This window comes from Cupriavidus sp. 05T41 (genome assembly GCF_056396525.1).
Genome location: NZ_JBFTLQ010000051.1, coordinates 30,945 through 47,952 on the forward strand (window position 1 = coordinate 30,945; position 17,008 = coordinate 47,952).

16 protein-coding genes are annotated in these 17,008 nt (G+C 57.8%); 5 read left to right on the forward strand and 11 right to left on the reverse strand.

Annotated features, from left to right (window positions below):
- Window positions 1-72 precede the first annotated feature (72 nt).
- The 4 genes from tcuB to AC1DKV_RS26145 all read right to left on the reverse strand — a co-directional run bounded on the left by tcuB (window position 73) and on the right by AC1DKV_RS26145 (window position 4,288).
- A complete protein-coding gene (gene tcuB, locus AC1DKV_RS26130) occupies window positions 73-1,272 on the reverse strand; it encodes a tricarballylate utilization 4Fe-4S protein TcuB (RefSeq protein ID WP_441620758.1) in 1,200 nt (399 codons plus the stop codon).
- On the reverse strand, window positions 1,265-2,668 hold the full coding sequence (tcuA, locus tag AC1DKV_RS26135; protein WP_441620760.1) for an FAD-dependent tricarballylate dehydrogenase TcuA: 1,404 nt from the start codon (window positions 2,666-2,668) through the stop codon (window positions 1,265-1,267). Before tcuA ends, tcuB begins: the two co-directional genes overlap by 8 nt.
- 72 nt (window positions 2,669-2,740) lie before the next feature.
- Entirely contained in the window at window positions 2,741-3,748 is a 1,008-nt protein-coding gene (locus AC1DKV_RS26140; RefSeq protein ID WP_477138318.1) for a LysR family transcriptional regulator, read from the reverse strand.
- A gap of 324 nt (window positions 3,749-4,072) precedes the next feature.
- Window positions 4,073-4,288, reverse strand: a complete 216-nt coding sequence (locus AC1DKV_RS26145) for a rubredoxin (RefSeq protein ID WP_441620764.1) — start codon at window positions 4,286-4,288, stop codon at window positions 4,073-4,075.
- Between the two features lie 211 nt (window positions 4,289-4,499).
- On the opposite strand from AC1DKV_RS26145, the gene AC1DKV_RS26150 reads away from it, so the two are divergent.
- The 5 genes from AC1DKV_RS26150 (at window position 4,500) to AC1DKV_RS26170 (ending at window position 9,337) form a co-directional block, all read left to right on the forward strand.
- The gene (locus AC1DKV_RS26150) at window positions 4,500-5,669 is read left to right on the forward strand and encodes a thiolase domain-containing protein (protein ID WP_441620766.1); all 1,170 of its coding nucleotides are present in this window, start codon (window positions 4,500-4,502) and stop codon (window positions 5,667-5,669) included.
- A 4-nt stretch (window positions 5,670-5,673) separates the two neighbouring features.
- Window positions 5,674-6,081, forward strand: coding sequence for a Zn-ribbon domain-containing OB-fold protein (locus tag AC1DKV_RS26155; protein ID WP_441620768.1), 408 nt, complete (start codon window positions 5,674-5,676; stop codon window positions 6,079-6,081).
- Window positions 6,082-6,117: 36 nt separating this feature from the next.
- The gene (locus AC1DKV_RS26160; RefSeq protein WP_441620770.1) at window positions 6,118-7,287 is read left to right on the forward strand and encodes a lactonase family protein; all 1,170 of its coding nucleotides are present in this window, start codon (window positions 6,118-6,120) and stop codon (window positions 7,285-7,287) included.
- A gap of 110 nt (window positions 7,288-7,397) precedes the next feature.
- Complete coding sequence (locus AC1DKV_RS26165; protein WP_441620772.1) at window positions 7,398-8,531, forward strand: CapA family protein; 1,134 nt, start codon at window positions 7,398-7,400, stop codon at window positions 8,529-8,531.
- Window positions 8,532-8,560: 29 nt separating this feature from the next.
- On the forward strand, window positions 8,561-9,337 hold the full coding sequence (locus AC1DKV_RS26170; RefSeq protein ID WP_441620774.1) for an SDR family oxidoreductase: 777 nt from the start codon (window positions 8,561-8,563) through the stop codon (window positions 9,335-9,337).
- Window positions 9,338-9,373: 36 nt separating this feature from the next.
- Here AC1DKV_RS26170 and AC1DKV_RS26175 read toward each other — a convergent pair whose 3' ends face one another.
- The 7 genes from AC1DKV_RS26175 to AC1DKV_RS26205 all read right to left on the reverse strand — a co-directional run bounded on the left by AC1DKV_RS26175 (window position 9,374) and on the right by AC1DKV_RS26205 (window position 16,986).
- The gene (locus AC1DKV_RS26175; RefSeq protein WP_441620776.1) at window positions 9,374-10,108 is read right to left on the reverse strand and encodes an IclR family transcriptional regulator; all 735 of its coding nucleotides are present in this window, start codon (window positions 10,106-10,108) and stop codon (window positions 9,374-9,376) included.
- 83 nt (window positions 10,109-10,191) lie between these two features.
- A complete protein-coding gene (locus AC1DKV_RS26180) occupies window positions 10,192-11,226 on the reverse strand; it encodes an amidohydrolase family protein (protein WP_441649920.1) in 1,035 nt (344 codons plus the stop codon).
- 96 nt (window positions 11,227-11,322) lie between these two features.
- A complete protein-coding gene (locus tag AC1DKV_RS26185) occupies window positions 11,323-13,200 on the reverse strand; it encodes an NAD-binding protein (protein ID WP_441620780.1) in 1,878 nt (625 codons plus the stop codon).
- A 51-nt stretch (window positions 13,201-13,251) separates the two neighbouring features.
- On the reverse strand, window positions 13,252-14,232 hold the full coding sequence (locus AC1DKV_RS26190) for a Bug family tripartite tricarboxylate transporter substrate binding protein (RefSeq protein WP_441620781.1): 981 nt from the start codon (window positions 14,230-14,232) through the stop codon (window positions 13,252-13,254).
- Between the two features lie 113 nt (window positions 14,233-14,345).
- Entirely contained in the window at window positions 14,346-15,134 is a 789-nt protein-coding gene (locus AC1DKV_RS26195) for an enoyl-CoA hydratase/isomerase family protein (RefSeq protein ID WP_441620783.1), read from the reverse strand.
- A 48-nt stretch (window positions 15,135-15,182) separates the two neighbouring features.
- On the reverse strand, window positions 15,183-15,908 hold the full coding sequence (locus tag AC1DKV_RS26200; RefSeq protein ID WP_441620785.1) for an enoyl-CoA hydratase/isomerase family protein: 726 nt from the start codon (window positions 15,906-15,908) through the stop codon (window positions 15,183-15,185).
- Between the two features lie 34 nt (window positions 15,909-15,942).
- Window positions 15,943-16,986, reverse strand: coding sequence for a CDP-6-deoxy-delta-3,4-glucoseen reductase (locus tag AC1DKV_RS26205; RefSeq protein WP_441620787.1), 1,044 nt, complete (start codon window positions 16,984-16,986; stop codon window positions 15,943-15,945).
- Window positions 16,987-17,008 lie beyond the last annotated feature (22 nt).

Here is a 17,008-nt window from a genome sequence, read left to right on the forward strand (position 1 = left end):
GCCCTGCTTTCAGCTGCGTTCAGCCCACATTTGGGACATGCGGAACCGCCGTGTCGCAGAGATCAACGTGCACTATTCACTGCCCAACTTGAGGCTGTTCGCCTGACGCTTCTCCAGCGCTGACTTCAGCAGAGCCGCAGAGCGGAAGATTCCGTGCGCGAACTTTCCGTACGGGAGTGTCGCGAAGAGCGCCATGACAATGCCGAGATGGATGGCGAGCAGGCTAGGCATAGCCCCGGACTCCCTGAATGCAAGCAGTGCCAAGCCCGATGCGCTCGTGAGCAACAGGAGCACAATGAACCCGATGTCCATTGGCCGTTGTCGCAGATCTGAACGATTCGGGTCACGATGCAGATTCAACCAGAGGAGGCCGAAGGGCCCGACTATCAGTCCCACGCCACCCGCGGTGCCAAGGAGAACCGGGGCGCTTAGCAGCGGGTACGGCGCATGCATTTCGAACGCGTAGTGGTACAACGTTGCGACAGATGTGGCAGCAAAGCAAAGTAAGAATCCATAGAACGTGAGGTGGTGGAAGCGTCGTCTCCACAACGTGAACTTATCGTCTGCCTCATTGCAGCCTGCCCCATGACCGCCATCCAGATACTTCAGCGTCAGCACGTTTGAGGTGGCCTCGGCAATAGCTCCGGCACCAAGGCCATTGACCGATAGCGCACGCCAGAATCGTGATACCCCGATTGCCAATGCGAGCAAGGAAAATCCAAAAACAGCACCGAAAAGCGCGGCCAGGAGGTTGTGCGGGAAGATCGCGTAGAAGTTCGCTGCCAGACCATCCTGAACCAGGGATCCTTCGGTTACCACCATCGCCAGGATCAGAAACAGCGCCAACCCAGTGGACAAGGCAACAGCAACAGTTGTCCCGTTGTTGCGATACAGACGGCCGAACGTGGCCGGCCACGCGTACTCGGTGTAGGTCTGCAGGCGTACGCGCGCCATCGCCTGGGGCACGTTGACCCGGAAGTCATGAGGAGGGGCATACTGGCAGGCGTGATAGCAGGCACCGCAGTTGTGACATAGGTTCGCCAGATAGTTGACGTCCGCCTTGTGAAACTCAAGACGTCGCGTCATTGCCGGAAATACTGCGCAGAAGCCTTCGCAGTACCTGCACGCATTGCAGATCTGCATCTGGCGAGAGACCTCGGCTTCGTCGTCTGTAAGCGGCAACACCGCGATCTGACGCAGTTTCGCGGACGCAGAGGTCGATTGGTCAGCTAGCGACTCTGCCTCCTTTACCAAAAGTTCCAAGTCATGCATAGCTTTCTGTCCGCTTGATAGTGGCAACCCGCGCTGCCTGAGTTCCTGCGATCCGTCCAAATGCCGTTCCGATCGACATACCGACACCGGCCGTATAGCCTTGCCCCAGAACATTGCCAGCCATCATCTCGCCCGCCACAAAGAGGTTGTCGCTCGGACTGCCATCAAAGTGGACTTGCGCCAAGTCGTTTACCTTGAGTCCCAGATAGGTGAATGTGATACCAGGTCGTAGCGCGTAGCCGAAATACGGCGGCCTATCGATAGGCAGCGCCCAGTGGGTCTTCGGCGGGTTCACACCCTCTGTCTGGCAATCGTCGAGGGCTGTATGGTCGAACGTCCCCACTCGACAGCCTGCGTTGTATCGCTCCACGGTCTGAACAAACGCATCGACCGGTACGCCGAGCTTCTTGGCCAACTCATCAAGCGTGTCCGCCTTGTGCCCGGGGAACACCGGTGGCATAAAGCGTCCCACGGCCTTGCTGTCGATAATCGAATAGCCGATCTGATCTGGCTGCTGAGCGACGAGCCGACCCCAGATAGCGTATCTTTTTGGCCAGAAGTCCTCTCCTTCATCGTAGAACCGCTGCGCGTTCTGGTTCACGACGACACCCAGTGACACACAATCAATGCGTGTGCAGATTCCACCGTCATATAGAGGTGCCCTGGCATCAATGGCCACGCAATGTGACTGCGAGGGGTCACCGATAGAGTCCGCACCGGCTTCGATCATGTGCTTCAGTAGGACGCCCTGGTTGAAGCGCGTCCCGCGGATGAGAAAATTGTCCGCCGGCCACTCACCTCTTTCGTTCTGTCCCCAGGCGTCGCGTAACCATTCGCGATTAGATTCGAATCCGCCTGCCGCAAGGACACAAGCCCTTGCCGTGAAGCGTTCGCTCTCGCCTACAGCGGCAACGAAGCGCGTGCCATCCAGCTCGATCCCATGTATTGGCGTGTTGTAGCGGATCTCTACGCCCAGAGCTTCCGCGCTGCGATAGTAGGCATTGACGAGGGCCTTTCCGCCCCCCATGAAGAAGGCATTCGTGCGTGCAACGTGAAGAGCCCCCGATAGCGGCGGCTGGAAGCGGACGCCGTGCTTTTGCATCCATGGCCGGCAGGTCGATGAAGCTCGAATCACCAGACGAGCGAGCTTTTCATCGGTCTTGCCACCTGTCACCTTGAGCAAATCCTGCCAATACTCGTCTTCCGGGTAGGCGTCTACCAGGACATCCTGCGGCGCATCGTGCATGCACCGCAGATTTCGGGTGTGCTGCGAGTTGCCGCCGCGCCATTCCCGCGGTGATGCTTCGAGCAACAGGACGGATGCGCCTGCTTCCCGCGCCATCAGCGCCGCGCACAACGCGGCATTGCCTCCGCCTATGATCAGTACGTCAACCATCTGTGTCTCCTTAAGGCTCCGACTATATGAGTTAGGTCGGATCCCCGCCATCCTCTCTTCGCAAACAGTTCTTCATGGAACATGAAGACTCTGCCCGGACGTGGCCTGATTGATGGCACTGCAGGAAGACGCTGCATCCCTTGTCCCGGATTGCCGGCTATCGGCGAGTGTCGCACCCGGCCATCGCCCTTCCGAAACAGTGCTTCGGATGACGTCCGCCAGGACTATTCGCGTTGCCAGCGCCGCGGGCGATAGCTCATCTTCACTGAGACTGATGAGAATGTTCTCTCGTTGAGCGCCTTCATCGCCGAGTTGCACACTGCTCAACTCCGCATGGGAGCCCGGTGCCAGCAAGGAACCAGGCTGGATTGTTACCCCCATTCCGGCTTTAACCGCGCGCATTAGCAAACTGAGTCCGTCAACTTCCGCCACCACATTTGGCTCTACTCGAGCGTGTTCGAAACATCGGGTAAGCAGCGATCGCAAGCCGTGAGAACCACTTGGAAGAATCAGCGTAAGGGCGGCGGCTCGATTGATGGTGGCGTTCTCGCCCAAGGGAATACCGAGCAAGTCTGGCAATCCAATCAAGAACAGTCTCTCGTTGAGAAGCCGCACTCTGCACCAGCGCTGTGACGGTTCCTCGCGAAAGAGCACCGCCAAGTCGATCTGCCTGGCGCTGAGCATATTCGACAAATAGCCGGAAAGACTTTCGACAATTCTGACCTTCACGTCGGGATAGCGGCTGCGCATCGCCTGCATGAAGCGTACGCCGACAATTCCGGCAGTACTATGAGCAAGTCCTACGCTCACGTATCCGGTAAGCCGAGCGTGCCGGGCAGCAGTTGCGGCGGCATCAGCGTGTCGCAGTGCAAGTTGGGCCTGGCGCCAGAAAGCGAGGCCGGCATCGGTCGGAACAACACCTGTCGACGTTCTCTGCAACAAGCGTGTGCAAAGTTCACCCTCCAGACGGCTGATTTGCTGGCTCAACGCCGATGTCACGAGGCCAAGGTCGAGCGCCGCCTTCCCCATGCTTCGATGCTCGATCACACTGACGAAATAGCGCAGTTGTCTAAGTTCCATCTGTGCTCGCTTAAACGAGTGCTTCTGAAGCGATGAGAGCTGCTTGCAGGCGACCGGGAGACGGGGGAAAGACCCGCCACGAACCGTCTTCATGTCGGAAGAACCAAATCGAATGCAGTTCTGACGCACGCTCAAACTGAACTTCAACGCACCCTGTTCCCTGGATCGGATGGCGTCCCCGAATAACGCGCGTCGCGACGCGGTTGCCATTGCCAATCCATTTCTCGAACAGGGATCTCAACGAGGTCGGCGCATCTCTCATGGTCTCGCTCCAATGGCCAGGAATGCGCACACCGTTGACTGCGCATCGCCGTGGCTGTGTTCCTAGATTTCTACCATTTCGAAGTCGCTTTTGCCGACTGCGCATTCAGGGCAACGCCAATCATCAGGAATGTCTTCCCAGCGTGTGCCAGCAAGGATGCCCTCGTCCGGCATACCCACAGATTCGTCGTACATAAATCCGCACAAGGCGCATTGCCACACCTTGAACTCCACTCCAGCGCCTACCAATTCAGCCGGACCTGCTTGAACGTCTTCCACAACTACTCTCCTTGGCTTCGATATCCGGGTTGATGCCAGCGGCAATCCGGCCACTGCTCCCAGAAAAACACATGGTGCTGCGATGTGCACCCGAACGGATACTCCCAGCACAACCACAGTTCCGATGCTATCATGTGTTCTAGTGGCTAGCATAGATTCCACTGATCGGAACCGCAAGACGAATTTTCAGGATGTGTTGAGGAGGACAAAAATGAGTGTCAGAGGCAAGGCTTGTATCGTCGGCGCATACGAGCACCCCTTGCGCAAAGCGCCCTTGCATTCCGTGGCGCAGCTGCACGCAGAGGTGGCGAAAGGAGCGATCGAGGACGCGGGGCTGACGCGTGAGGACGTAGACGGCTACTTCTGCGCTGGGGATGCCCCAGGGGCAAATGTTTGGTCGATGGCCAACTATCTGAACCTGAACAGGCTCCGCCACGTCGACTCGACCGACATGGGCGGATGCTCCTATCTGGCTCATGTGGCACATGCGGCGGAAGCCATCGCTGCCGGCAAATGCAATGTGGCGCTGATCACGCTTGCGGGTCGGCCGAACTCGGAGGGAATTTCTGGAACTCAGGTGCGGGTGCGCGGCACAAATATGCCTGAAGCTCCATTTGAAATGCCCTACAACCCAGTCACCTTGAACCTGTACGCCATGTGTGCAATGCTGCATATGCACAAGTACGGCACGACGAGCGAGCAACTTGCCTGGGTTAAAGTTGCGGCCTCTCATCACGCCCAGCACAACGCGAATGCGATGCTGCGAAACGTGGTAACGGTTGACGAAGTTCTTGCTTCCCCGCTCATTGCAGATCCACTGCATCGCCTCGATTCGTGCGTCGTCAGTGATGGCGGTGGCGCCATCATCGTGGCACGCCCGGAGATTGCCAGGACACTCAAAAGGCCGGTCGTCAGGGTTATCGGCAGCGCAGAAACCACCAAGCACCAAATGGGGGGGGACATCGATCTCACGTACACCGGCGCGGCATGGACTGGCCCCCGGGCGTTTGAGGAAGCTGGCGTCCGCCCCTCCGATATTCAGTACGCGTCAATCTATGACAGCTTCACCATCACTGTCGTACTACAGCTCGAAGATCTTGGATTCTGCGAGAAAGGCACCGGTGGACGGTTCGTTGCAGACGGGAACTTGATTGCAGGCGCCGGGAAGTTGCCTTTCAACACCGACGGCGGCGGTCTCTGCAACAACCACCCCGCAAACCGCGGTGGTATTACAAAGATCATCGAAGCCGTGCGTCAGCTTCGCGGTGAAGCACATCCGAGCGTGCAAGTCCCGAATTGCAAGCTTGCGCTGGCTACGGGCATCGGCGGCGCCATCGGTCACAGGCATGGCGCTGCCACAGTCATCCTGGAACGGGAGTAAAGAAATGTCGACCATCCCTGCAGATCGCAAAATCTCGGATCCAGCCCTGAACCCTGGGGATGAACCGTACTTCGAAGCCGCAGCCAAGGGCGAACTTCTCGTTAAGGCGTGCGACAGTTGCGGCAGAGTTCACCACTATCCGCGTGCCATTTGTCCGTTTTGCTGGAGCGCCGACGTCAGGTGGTCGCAGTCGACTGGCAAAGGCCATATCTACACGTATAGCGTTACTCGTCGCGGAGCCGGCGCGCCATATTGCATCGCCTATGTGACTCTGGACGATGGGCCCACCCTGATGACGAACATTGTCGATACAGACTTGGACACGGTGAAGATTGGGCAACGAGTCAGCGTCGTCTTCAAGCTTTCAGAGTCCGGCATCTCCGTACCGATGTTTGCTCCGGCGCCTCGATAAGCCAGCTGGTTTCCCAACATCGCGACAGGAGTAACCATGAGAGAAGCCGTTGTTCTTTATAGCGCAGTAGACGACATCATTACACGGTACCGCGTGAACGTGGATGCGGGGACGTTAGACAAGCAAGAATCGATTCAGGCCATGTCCCGCGTGCAATACGCCTGGCGTCACCCTTCGTTGAATGTTCTCTACGTGACGACAAGTAGCAGCGGACCTCATATCAAGTCCGACTACAGCCATGTCGCCGCTTACCGCATGAAAGAAGATGGCCGGCTGACACCGCTCGGTTCGCCAAGAATCCTGCCGGACCGCGCCGTTCACATGTGCGTGGACCCGAAGGGAAAATATATTCTATGCGCGCACAATTTTCCGGAAACGGGGGTCACGGTCGACTGCATCGAAGCCGACGGCTCGATCGGCGCCAGGATCGGGCAAGCCACCTCTGCCAACTTCGGCATCTATCCACACCAGGTCATGGCGTTTCCCTCCGGCGAGGCCGCCCTCTTGATCGACCGCGGAAACAACAGCACGAAGGATCGTCCGGAGGAGCCCGGGGCCCTCAGGAGCTTTACCCTTGATGACGGCCAGCTTACTGCCCATGAGGTAGTGGCCCCCAACCGCGGATTCGGATTTGGCCCGCGGCATATCGACTTTCATCCTTCCGGCAAATGGCTTTACGCGTCTGACGAACGCACAAATTGTCTTCACACGTTTCGTATCGAAGACAACCTCATTGAACCGCGGCCGCTCAGCACCCTGCCAACGCTCCACGCCCCCCAGGAGATACACGCCCGACAGCTTGCAGGACCCATCCACGTGCACCCTAGCGGGCGTTGGGTCTATGTCGCGAACCGCGCCGATGGCAGCGTGGAGTGCGACGGCGTCCGCGTGTTCACTTCGGGCGAGAACAACATCGCTGCGTATCAGATTGATTCTGAGACGGGACTCCCCTCTCTTCTCCAGCACATCGACACGGAGTCGTTTCATGTTCGGACATTCTCTTGCGATCCGACCGGTCGACTGTTAGTTGCCGCGAGCGTGAAGCCTCTTGGGACAAGAGTCAACGGAGCGATCGAGATTGTTCCCGCCGCGCTCTCGGTATTCCGCATTCGAGACGAGGGGCAACTCGAGTTCCTCCGGAAGTACGACGTGAGCACAGAGGGAAGTCAGATGCAGTACTGGTCTGGACTGGTCTCACTGCAATAGCACGTATCTTTGAATGCTATGATTCATCTGCATTTTTTACAACCTGTTCCACGGAATGAAACTATCGGCCTTGCGAGCCGCACATCAGATCGGTGGAAGAGAAGAGCAATATGGAAGGAGACATTGTGTCCAATATTTCAACCATTTTGATTGCCGGAGACTGTGGCCCCACCCATGGAGCCGCGGAAGGCTACCCTATCGAAGGGTACACGGAGCTAGTGAAGCCAGTGCTTCAGGATGCCGACATGCGATTTGTGAATTGCATGCGTACTTACTCGAGCAAAGGCGTCAAATCCGATCATGCACCTCAGGTTTGCCAACCAGCGGAGATGGCCAGGATCTTTACCGATGGGCTGTTCGATGCCGTGACGATGGGCAACAATCACAGTTACGACGCGGGTCCTCAGGCATTGGTTGATACACGCGAGCTTCTGAACTCCCACGGCGTACAAGTGACCGGTGCGGGACGCAATCTGGCAGAAGCACGCGAGGCAGCGATCGTTGAGAAGAATGGCGTAAGGGTTGGATACCTTGGCTATACGTCCGTCGCAGCGGTAGGAAGCGATGCTGGTCCGGATAAGCCGGGGGTGGTCAATATTCGCATCCATACGACATACGACACCCGCGGCCCGCATCAACCAGTCAGAATTCGCACGAAGCCCGATGAAGGCGATCTAGCGCTGCTGCTCGACGACATCAGGGCGCTGCGCTCGCGAGTTGACATCGTCGTTCTCGCATTTCATTCTGGCGTCATTCGCTTGCCGCGCGTTGTTGCCGACTATCAGGTCGCTGTCGCCCATGCAGCAATCGACGCTGGTGCAGACTTGGTGGTGGGACACGCGCCACACCTTCCCAAGGCCATCGAGGTCTACCGAGGCAAGGCTATCTTCTATAGCCTGGGTGTTTTCGCCATGACGAAGTCGTTTGCGGCACCTTCGTGGACAAGCGAACCGGCCTGGGCTCACGGTGCCGTACGAAATCACACGGACCTCGACCCGGCGTACCCGCTCATGCCCTATGGTCGCGATTGCACGAAGGGGCTGCTGGCCAAGGCGAAAGTGTCCAAACATGGCATTCTGCAGGTGTCATTCTTGCCAATGACGTTTGACGATCGCTATCGCCCTCAAGTACTGCGTCGCGACGACAAGCGCTTCGACGAGATTGTTGGCTACATGGAGTGGGTGTCGGAAGATATGCCGCATCGTTTCACCGTGAGCGGTGACGAAGTCATTGTCACCGAGTAAGCATTGTTCCGAACGGATGCGAGTGAGATATGGACCTAGGAATCAAAAGCAAGACAGCCCTCGTAACCGCATCCAGCGGTGGCATGGGCCGGAACATTGCCCACGCTCTCGCGGCCGAGGGCGCGAATATCGCATTGTTCGCCCGCTCGGCGGATAAATTGGGCGAGGTGGCCAAGGAAATTGAGCGCACCTACGGCGTCCAGGCGGTACCCATTGTTGGAGACATGACGTCCACGGAAGACGTCGCACGTCTGGCGTCAACGCTTCAAAAGGAAATGGGAGGCACAGACATCGTCGTCCTGAACACTGCCCGGCCTCCGAACCCCATCCGCACAACCATTGACGAGAACGATCCGCTTCGCTGGCATGAGGCTTATGAGAACCAATTGCTAAGCGTCATTCAGGTAGTTTCGGCTGTACTGCCTGGAATGACTCAGCGTGGCTGGGGGCGCCTGGTTGCCGTAACGTCAGCTTCTGTGAAGCAGCCGATGCCCCATCACAGTCTGTCCACCGTGTTTCGCGCAGGTGTCACCGCCTACATGAAGCACCTGGCAAACGAGGTCGGGCAGCACGGTATCACTGTGAACTGTGTTGCGCCGGCGCTAATTGACACGTCGCATCGAAATGCAGTCTCGGCTTATAGCGCATCACAAACCGAGGCCCGCAAGCGACTGACACCACTTGGCAGGCTGGGGACGCAAGAGGAAATTTCTTCCGTTGTGACGTTCCTCGCGTCGGTGCAAGCGGGATTCATCAACGGCGCCACAGTTCCGGTCGAAGGCGGGATGGTAGGCTCGTTGTACTAGGTGGAAGGTCTGGCGCGTACCTATGCGCCAGACCTTTCAGGCGCGTCCGCCAAACTGGCGAGAAATGGTTGCCGCAGCGGAGATCACCAGCTTCGTGAACTCCTTCTCATGCATTTGCATCCGTACCGTCGGGGCACCGACGGAGATGCAATAGAGCACCTGATCGTTCACATCTTTAATCGGCGCCGATACAGCAGAAATACCAAGCAGCCTTTCGCCATGAGAGACAGAGAAGCCGTGTTCCCGGACGTCTTCCAACTCTGACAAAAGTTCTGCCTTCGTTTTCTTCAGTGCCCGCGCAGCCGAGGTAACAATTGGGTTGAGCTCCGACTTATCCATATAAGCCATTAAGACCCTGGATGCCGATCCCGCGAGCAAGGGAACCTGCTCCCCCGCCTGCACAACTGCACGCAAAGGCGACGCCCCCGTTGATACCGCGTCGATGCAGACGCGGTTCTGACCGTTCACCGTATGAATTGACACCGTCTCTTTCGTCTTTTCAGCAAGCTCAACCAAGACCGGGCGCGCGATTTCCCTTATCCCCAACGTGCTCTTAACCAAGCCAGCGAGTTGCGTGAAACGGAAAGAGAGGCAATATTCCTGGTCCTCGAGTCGTACCAGATAGCCGGCCTGTTCGAGGCTCTGTACGATGCGAAACGTCGTCGACTTGGGCAACTCTATGCGGTCGGCGATCTCCTGCAACGACAGGCTGCTCCGGTCGGCCGAGAAACTTTCAAAAACGGCGAGAATACGCTGCACCGAACGCATCATAAGGAAACTATCCCGTCAGAAACATGAATGCCGACATGGTACACCAGCGCACACCGGGCAAGTAGCGGCAGGCGCCACCCCCGCTAGCATGCGTGCTCGGGGTGTCCGCTTCCGAGTCCATACACGCGAAACGCGTTGTCGTGAAACAGGGCACGCTTCTCGGCGGCGGAACAACCCTGGACGATCCGCTTGAATGCGTTCCAGAGGGAGGTGTAGCTGCAGCTCTGTTTATCGACCGGGAAATTGCTCTCAAACATACAACGGCCCGGACTGAATGTCTCAATGCACTCGAGAACATAGGGCTTCCACGCGCCAGCCAGCTCCAATGACGTAGGTGGCGCGTGGCGCACATGAAAGTCCCACCCTGTATAGAGCATGCCCAATCCACCAACCTTTACCGTCACGTTGGGAAACTGGGCCAGGCGCTGAAGCTTCGCACGCCACTCCCGGAATACCGCCGTCCGGTCGAGATGAGGCGGCAAGCCAAGAATGCCGCCGCAGTGGTCGAGCACCACACTGACTTCCGAATGACGCTCCAGCAACATGACGAGATCATCCAGTTGATGATAGAAAAGCCAAGCATCAAACGCGAGTCCGTAGCGAGACAACTGTGCGAAACCATCTTGGAACCGCGCCTCTCGCATCACATGGCGCGGGGCAAAGCTGCGACCATACCCCGCAGCGCCGGCATCCCAGGTCGCGCCGTGTCGAATCCCCTTCAGCCTTCCCTTGCCCGCAACGGCCATGGCCTGAAGTACCTGCTCGACCTCGTCACCAAGCATGAGGTCGGCATGAGCGACAATGCCACTGCAAAACTTGGCTAGCTTCCCGCCAAGCATTTCACATTCCTCACCAATCCTGGTTGCAAACTCGACTTCACCAACAGGCTTCAGCGGCTCTGGGCCATCCTTACGGTAAGAGGACTTGTATTGAACGAAGACCGTTCCAACGATATTCGTTCCCGCTTCGATCTCTGCCAGGAGTTCATCGGCAAGAAACCGCCCGCGTTCGTCGTCAAACAGATGATGATGCGGATCGATAATTGGTAGCTCGGGCTCGATGGCTTCTTCACGAAGCGGCGAAACCCAAGCGGCGAGCTCATCGAGTGAGCGGGGCATATTCCCGCGGAATTCCGGTACGTAGGACATGAGATAGGGAGAACGGAGAGAGTTGCTGTTAGTCAGCACAAGGGAGCGAGTCTGCCACGACCCTGGTCAGCCTTGCGTCTGCTCAGTTTTGATTTCCGAGAGTCCTTGGCGCACTTCCACGCCAGCCCAGCCCTCGTAGTATCGAATCAGTTCACTCACATCGTCGCCATACGCCTGTTGAGCATTCGCAAGTCCGAAAAGCAGTCTGGTTGACTCAAACACCCACGGCGTCACGCCCAAGCTGGAAGCCTCGTCGCAGACAAAGCGGAGCATCCGATGCGCACCCTCGATCGACTTACCGTACGCGAACTTTCGGGTTGCAACCTGCTCGGGGATGATGGTCGCACTCGCCGTTGTCCGACCCGTTTCGATGCCGAGGATCTTTGCCATGGTGAGTGGCTCAAGCCCTGCTTTTGCGCCGGTCACGTAAGATTCGCAACCAACTGCAAGAAGCGTCGCTGACAAAGCCTCGTCAATAGCAACCATCAGCTGAGCGTCGCCTGCGCGGCTCGAAAAATGACAAATCTTTGAGGCGACCGCATCCAGCATGGGAGTTATATGGATAAGGGCAGACCCATCTCCGCCAACTACAGCCCTCCAACCCGCTTCCGCGGCTGAAGCCCAGGCGGGCACCATAGGTGCATCCAGGTAATAGTGCCCGGCGTTCGTCAACTGTGTGGCCAGTTCTACCGCCACTTCCCTTGGCACCATGCACGTATTTAGCACACACCACTTTTCGGAGCCGCCAACCAGCAATGACGAGAGTGTTCCCCCGACGTCATTTTCGTGAGCCACAACGACAACGCAGGAGCGCCTTTCAAGGCTCCGGTCTGATTCAGATGTGCCCGCTATTTCCAGAGGTCCGGCGCTTACGTCAAATCCCCATCCTGCTGCGTTCAACTTTGCCGTCCAAGTATCGAGATTCTCCGGGCAGCAAACCACGGCGACGCTCCCGAAGACCGCCTTCCGTTCCTCTGAACCTGCGGAACTCACCGGCGAAGTGCTTTCTGCCGCCCCTTTCACCGTAACGCCAGCCCAAGGCTCCAGATAGGTGATCAGCGCCGTACCGTCGCGTTCTGCACCGCCCTGGGAAACCGCGTACCGCCAAAGCTGCTGCACAGATCGCGATACCCAGGTTGGCACACCGAAGTTTCCGGCTTCCTCGACCGCGAGGGTGATGTCCTTGGCGGTGATAGCCATCCGCGCCCCGTAGTCGAAGGATCGCCCGAGGACTGCACGCCTGAACTTGTTTCGACTGGCGTTCGTGCTCGAAGCACCTGAATTGATGACATCAAGCATTGCTTCCGGATCCAGGCCCGCCTTGACCCCCAGCACGAATGCCTCGCAGGTTGCAGCCATGCCAGACGCCGAGACAAGGTTATTCAGAAGCTTCAGCGTTTGTGCCCTTCCGGTCTTCTCCCCCAGATACAGCAGAGTAGAGCCTGCCAGCGGTAGCATGGCGGCCTCCGCCAGCGAGAAGGCTTTTGCAGGGCCGGAACACATGATGCCGAGCTTGCCATTCCCAGCGGTAACAACGTTCCCCGTAATGGGTGCATCAAGAAGCGCAATTCCGGACTGTTCGAATCGCTGCGCGGCCTCCCGGGCAAACTCTGGGCCAGTCGTGGAGAGGTCGACCACTACGCGAACAGATTTACCGTGCACCACACCCCGATCGCCGAAGAAGACAGCTTCGAGTGCACGAAGCGATGGCAGGCAGGTGAAAATAAGCTGCACACGACTCGCGACCTCCGCAGCTCCATCGCACGGGAAAGCGCCAGCCTGAACTGCGGCGTCCAGCGCTTCCGTGTTCAGGTCATGCACGTAGACCGCGAATCCCTGGTCAAGCAGGCGAAGCACCATTGGCCCGCCCATGGCGCCCAGCCCAATGAAGCCTACGACCTTTGCAGGAGAACTTTGCAATTGCGACTGTGACGCTTCCATCATGGTTAGAACTAGTGTGTAGATGTTGTTCGCCTGGTGGCGGATTGCAGGCGCTCAGTCGGCCTTGGCACCAGACTGCTCGATGACCTTACCCCACTTCGAAACCTCGGCGGCCAGGAAGCGCTTGAACTCTTCCGGACTGGACCCCACCGGCTCGGTACCGGCGGTCTCTAACTGTTTCACAACTGCAGGCTGTTTGAGTGCCTTGACTGTTGCCTGATTTAACTTTGCGATGATGTCTGCAGGCGTCCCCGCAGGAGCCAGCAGGCCCTGCCAGTTGTTAACTTCAAAGCCAGGATAGCCCGACTCCGCAATCGTCGGCACATCCGGAAGTGAAGCGGACCGCCGCGGACCAGTTACCGCGATCACGCGCAGCTTCTTCGCAGCGGCGTTGGGCAGCGTCGCTGGTGGGGTCAACAACGCAACATCGACCGTGTGACCAAGAACTGCGGCAAGTGACGGAGCCGTTCCGTTATACGGCACGTGGACCGCATCCATGTGTGCCACCTTCTTGAACAACTCCATGCCAAGATGGGCACCCTGTCCGTTCCCGGCCGATGCATAGCTCATTGCACCGTTCTTGGACTTCGCATAGCCCACCAGCTCTGCCACCGATTTGACTGGCACTGCCGGGTTGACAGCCAGAAAGAAATAGTTCGCGGTTACCTGGGAGATGGGAGCGAAGTCTTTCAGCGCATCAAATCGGAGGTTGTGGTACAGATTCACATTGATGGCGTGACTCGAGTTTGCCATGAGCAACGTGTACCCGTCCGCGGGGGACCTTGCGACAAACTCGGCAGCAATGTTACCCCCAGCTCCAGGTCGGTTCTCCACTACGATAGGCTGGCCAAGGCTCTTTCCAACCTCCTGCGCCAAGATTCTCGCAATGAAGTCTGCGCCTCCGCCGGCGGCGACGCCTACAATCATGCGAATAGGCTTGTTGGGATAGTCAGGTTGCTGGGCCTGCGCCTGCGAAAGCGCACCGAATGCACAAGCCAAACCTGCGATGTAAATGAGGGCGGATCGTTTAGTCATGGCGTCTCCTCCAATCGGGTTTTGTCGGGGTATCGTTATTCGAGTCGCCGTTCAGATCAGATTGTCTGAGGGGTGCTCTTCCGTTTGGATTGGCTGGTTCCTTTGCGCAGTTCCTAGAAGCCTTCGAACTTGGGCTTCCGTTTCTCCTTGTACGCTTGGATTGCCTCCTTGTAATCCCGGGTCGACTGAATGACGGCCATGTGCGCAGACACGGATTCGAGACTCGTGCGGAAGTCCGTGCGGAGACCTTGGTACATCAGCTTCTTGATCTCCCTGAGTTGAATCGGCGGGCCATCGGCAAGCCTGCTTGCGAACGCAAGTGTCTCATCAAACAGCTTGTCGTCCGGAAACACGCGATTGACGATCCCAAGGCGGTGAGCCTCTTCGGCCGACACGAAGTCTCCAGTCCAAAGCAACTCTAGTGCCCTGGAAGGCCCAACCAGCCGCGGCAATAGATAACAACCCCCATTCCCCGGCAACAGCCCGACGCGGACGTATGCTTCGGCGAAGCGAGCCGATGCTCCCGCGAATCGCAGGTCGCACTGGAGCGATAAATCCATGCCAGCGCCAACGGCCGCTCCATTTATAGCCGCTATCAGGGGCTTCTCGAAGTCCTCAATGGCCAACGCGACCTGGTGCGTCACGTTCTGAAGTCGCTGCTTGCGCTCGAGCGGCGTGGGGTCTCCAGCCTCGGCAGAGCGGCGACCAAGGTCCCCGCCGGAACAGAACGCATCTCCAGCGCCTGTAATCACCACGCAACCAATGCCGGGATCATGGTCCGCATCGCGGAGAGCTTCGCGCAATAGTGCAAGCATCTCTTCGCTCAGCGCGTTCTTCTTCTCTGGCCGGTTGAGCCGCGCCACCAAGACGCGGTCAACGATTTCAATCTCAAGGTCTGCCACTTTCCGTCCTCACAATATGCGCATTGTCTTTTGCAGCTCGTTGGGCAATTACCGCGCTGCAGCCTGTCGATGCATGGCGTGCTCGGCACGTGCTTCGTCAATTGCTACCTTGATCTTCCGATTGAGCCATCGCTTGTTATTGGCGAAGGCCGCCCTATCACGCTCACCAAGCTTCCTGGCCTCCTTGAGGGCGCGCTCAACAAGCTCATTAGCGGAGGTCACCGTGTTGATCAGTCCTCGACTAATAGCCTCATTTGCAGACATGCGCCGTCCGCTCTGGATCATGTCTTTGGCCAGAGCCCGCCCGCCAATCGCTTCCAGCATGCTTGCCCCGGAAAAGGTGGCAATTCCAAGGTCAATCTCAGGAAGCGACAGCGCAGCGCTGTCCGCAGCGACACATGCATCGGCTAGCAGCGCAACCATTGCACCCGCTCCGCTGGCGATCCCGTTCAGGGCGCAAATCACTGGAATTCCTGTATCCAGAACAGTGTCCTGCAATGCGGCAAGAGCCAGCGACCGCCGCTCCTTCTGTTTCGCGATATCTCCATCCGGCGGCAGTTCGCGGACATCAACGCCCGCGCAGAAGACTTTCTCACCGCTGCCCGTGAGGACGATGGATTTCACTGACGCATCCTTGGCACTCTCCTGAATCGTCCCGGCAATCGCCTGCATCATCGCCACCGTCAAGGCATTCGCCTTCTGCGCCCTGTCGATGGTAATGACGAGTTGCTCGTCCTTGAGCTCGATGATGAGGTTTTCCTCTCGTGCTTCCATTGTGTCTCTCTCGTCCGTTTCTGGTATGCGCCCGTCAGGATCCCTTGACCCCACCAGGTACAAAGATGTCTGCGTAGAACTCGTCCGTCGGTAGCTGACAAGTCGCCGTGAAGTCATCACGGGCCGATTGCACGACTACCGGAGCCCCGCACGCATAGACTTGGTGCCCCGACAAATCAGGGAAGTCCTCCATGACAGCCTGGTGCACAAAACCGGTCCGCCCATTCCAGTTGTCCGCAGGTTGAGCGTCTGATACAACGGGAACGTATGTCAGCCCAAATTTCGTGACCCATTCCTGAGCGAGTTGCGCCAGATAGAGGTCTTGCGGGCGCCGTCCACCCCAATACAGCGTCATCTTCCGGCCGTGCTTCTTGCGCGCCTCGCTCTCGATCATCGCCTTGACGGGCGCGAAACCGGTTCCACTTGCTACGAAGATAATCGGCTTGACGCTCTTTTCCCGGATAAAGAACGCTCCCTGTGGGCCCTCGATACGTAGCAAGTCGTTGGTCTTCATGTTCTGAAAGACGAGCTTGCTGAACGGGCCGCCGTAGTTGCGAAGATGCAGTTCGATAACGCCATCGCCCGCATCAACGCTGGCGACCGACAAGCTACGGCGAATGCCGCCGGGTGCGACGATATTGATGTACTGGCCGGGCAGAAATTCCAGGGTCTTGTTTGCCGGCAAGCGCAGCCGAATCATCATGACGTCATCGGCCAATTTTTCCAGCTCGTGGACTCTGCATGGCAGTCGAACGAATGGAATGCCTTTGGTCTCTTCCAGTATCGTACATTCGACTGTCACCGGCGTCTTGGGCGTTGCCTGGCAAAGCAGCGCATATCCATCCCCTCGCTCCTTTTCGCTCAACGCAGATGCCGACGATTCTCCATGGTCTACTTCGCCAGCCACAATGCGTGCCTTGCACGAGCCACAGATTCCGTTTCTGCAACTGTGAGGAAGTGGATAGCCATTCCGCATAGCTGCCTGGAGTATCGGCTCCGTGGAACCCACGTCAAGGGTGGGTCCGTTCGGTACGAAGGTCACGGGGAGCGACTGTGTCTCCATCAGTACTTCAGTCATATTGTCTTATCCTCATTCCCCA

Bases quoted from the DNA above. Each gene is read 5' to 3' on its own strand.
- AC1DKV_RS26165 (WP_441620772.1), top strand. From the start codon at position 7,398: ATGGAAGGAGACATTGTGTCCAATATTTCAACCATTTTGATTGCCGGA.
- tcuA (WP_441620760.1), bottom strand. From the start codon at position 2,668: ATGGTTGACGTACTGATCATAGGCGGAGGCAATGCCGCGTTGTGCGCG.
- AC1DKV_RS26155 (WP_441620768.1), top strand. From the start codon at position 5,674: ATGTCGACCATCCCTGCAGATCGCAAAATCTCGGATCCAGCCCTGAAC.
- AC1DKV_RS26200 (WP_441620785.1), bottom strand. From the start codon at position 15,908: ATGGAAGCACGAGAGGAAAACCTCATCATCGAGCTCAAGGACGAGCAA.
- AC1DKV_RS26185 (WP_441620780.1), bottom strand. From the start codon at position 13,200: ATGATGGAAGCGTCACAGTCGCAATTGCAAAGTTCTCCTGCAAAGGTC.
- AC1DKV_RS26205 (WP_441620787.1), bottom strand. From the start codon at position 16,986: ATGACTGAAGTACTGATGGAGACACAGTCGCTCCCCGTGACCTTCGTA.
- AC1DKV_RS26170 (WP_441620774.1), top strand. From the start codon at position 8,561: ATGGACCTAGGAATCAAAAGCAAGACAGCCCTCGTAACCGCATCCAGC.
- AC1DKV_RS26180 (WP_441649920.1), bottom strand. From the start codon at position 11,226: ATGCCCCGCTCACTCGATGAGCTCGCCGCTTGGGTTTCGCCGCTTCGT.
- AC1DKV_RS26140 (WP_477138318.1), bottom strand. From the start codon at position 3,748: ATGGAACTTAGACAACTGCGCTATTTCGTCAGTGTGATCGAGCATCGA.
- tcuB (WP_441620758.1), bottom strand. From the start codon at position 1,272: ATGCATGACTTGGAACTTTTGGTAAAGGAGGCAGAGTCGCTAGCTGAC.
- AC1DKV_RS26160 (WP_441620770.1), top strand. From the start codon at position 6,118: ATGAGAGAAGCCGTTGTTCTTTATAGCGCAGTAGACGACATCATTACA.
- AC1DKV_RS26190 (WP_441620781.1), bottom strand. From the start codon at position 14,232: ATGACTAAACGATCCGCCCTCATTTACATCGCAGGTTTGGCTTGTGCA.
- AC1DKV_RS26175 (WP_441620776.1), bottom strand. From the start codon at position 10,108: ATGATGCGTTCGGTGCAGCGTATTCTCGCCGTTTTTGAAAGTTTCTCG.
- AC1DKV_RS26150 (WP_441620766.1), top strand. From the start codon at position 4,500: ATGAGTGTCAGAGGCAAGGCTTGTATCGTCGGCGCATACGAGCACCCC.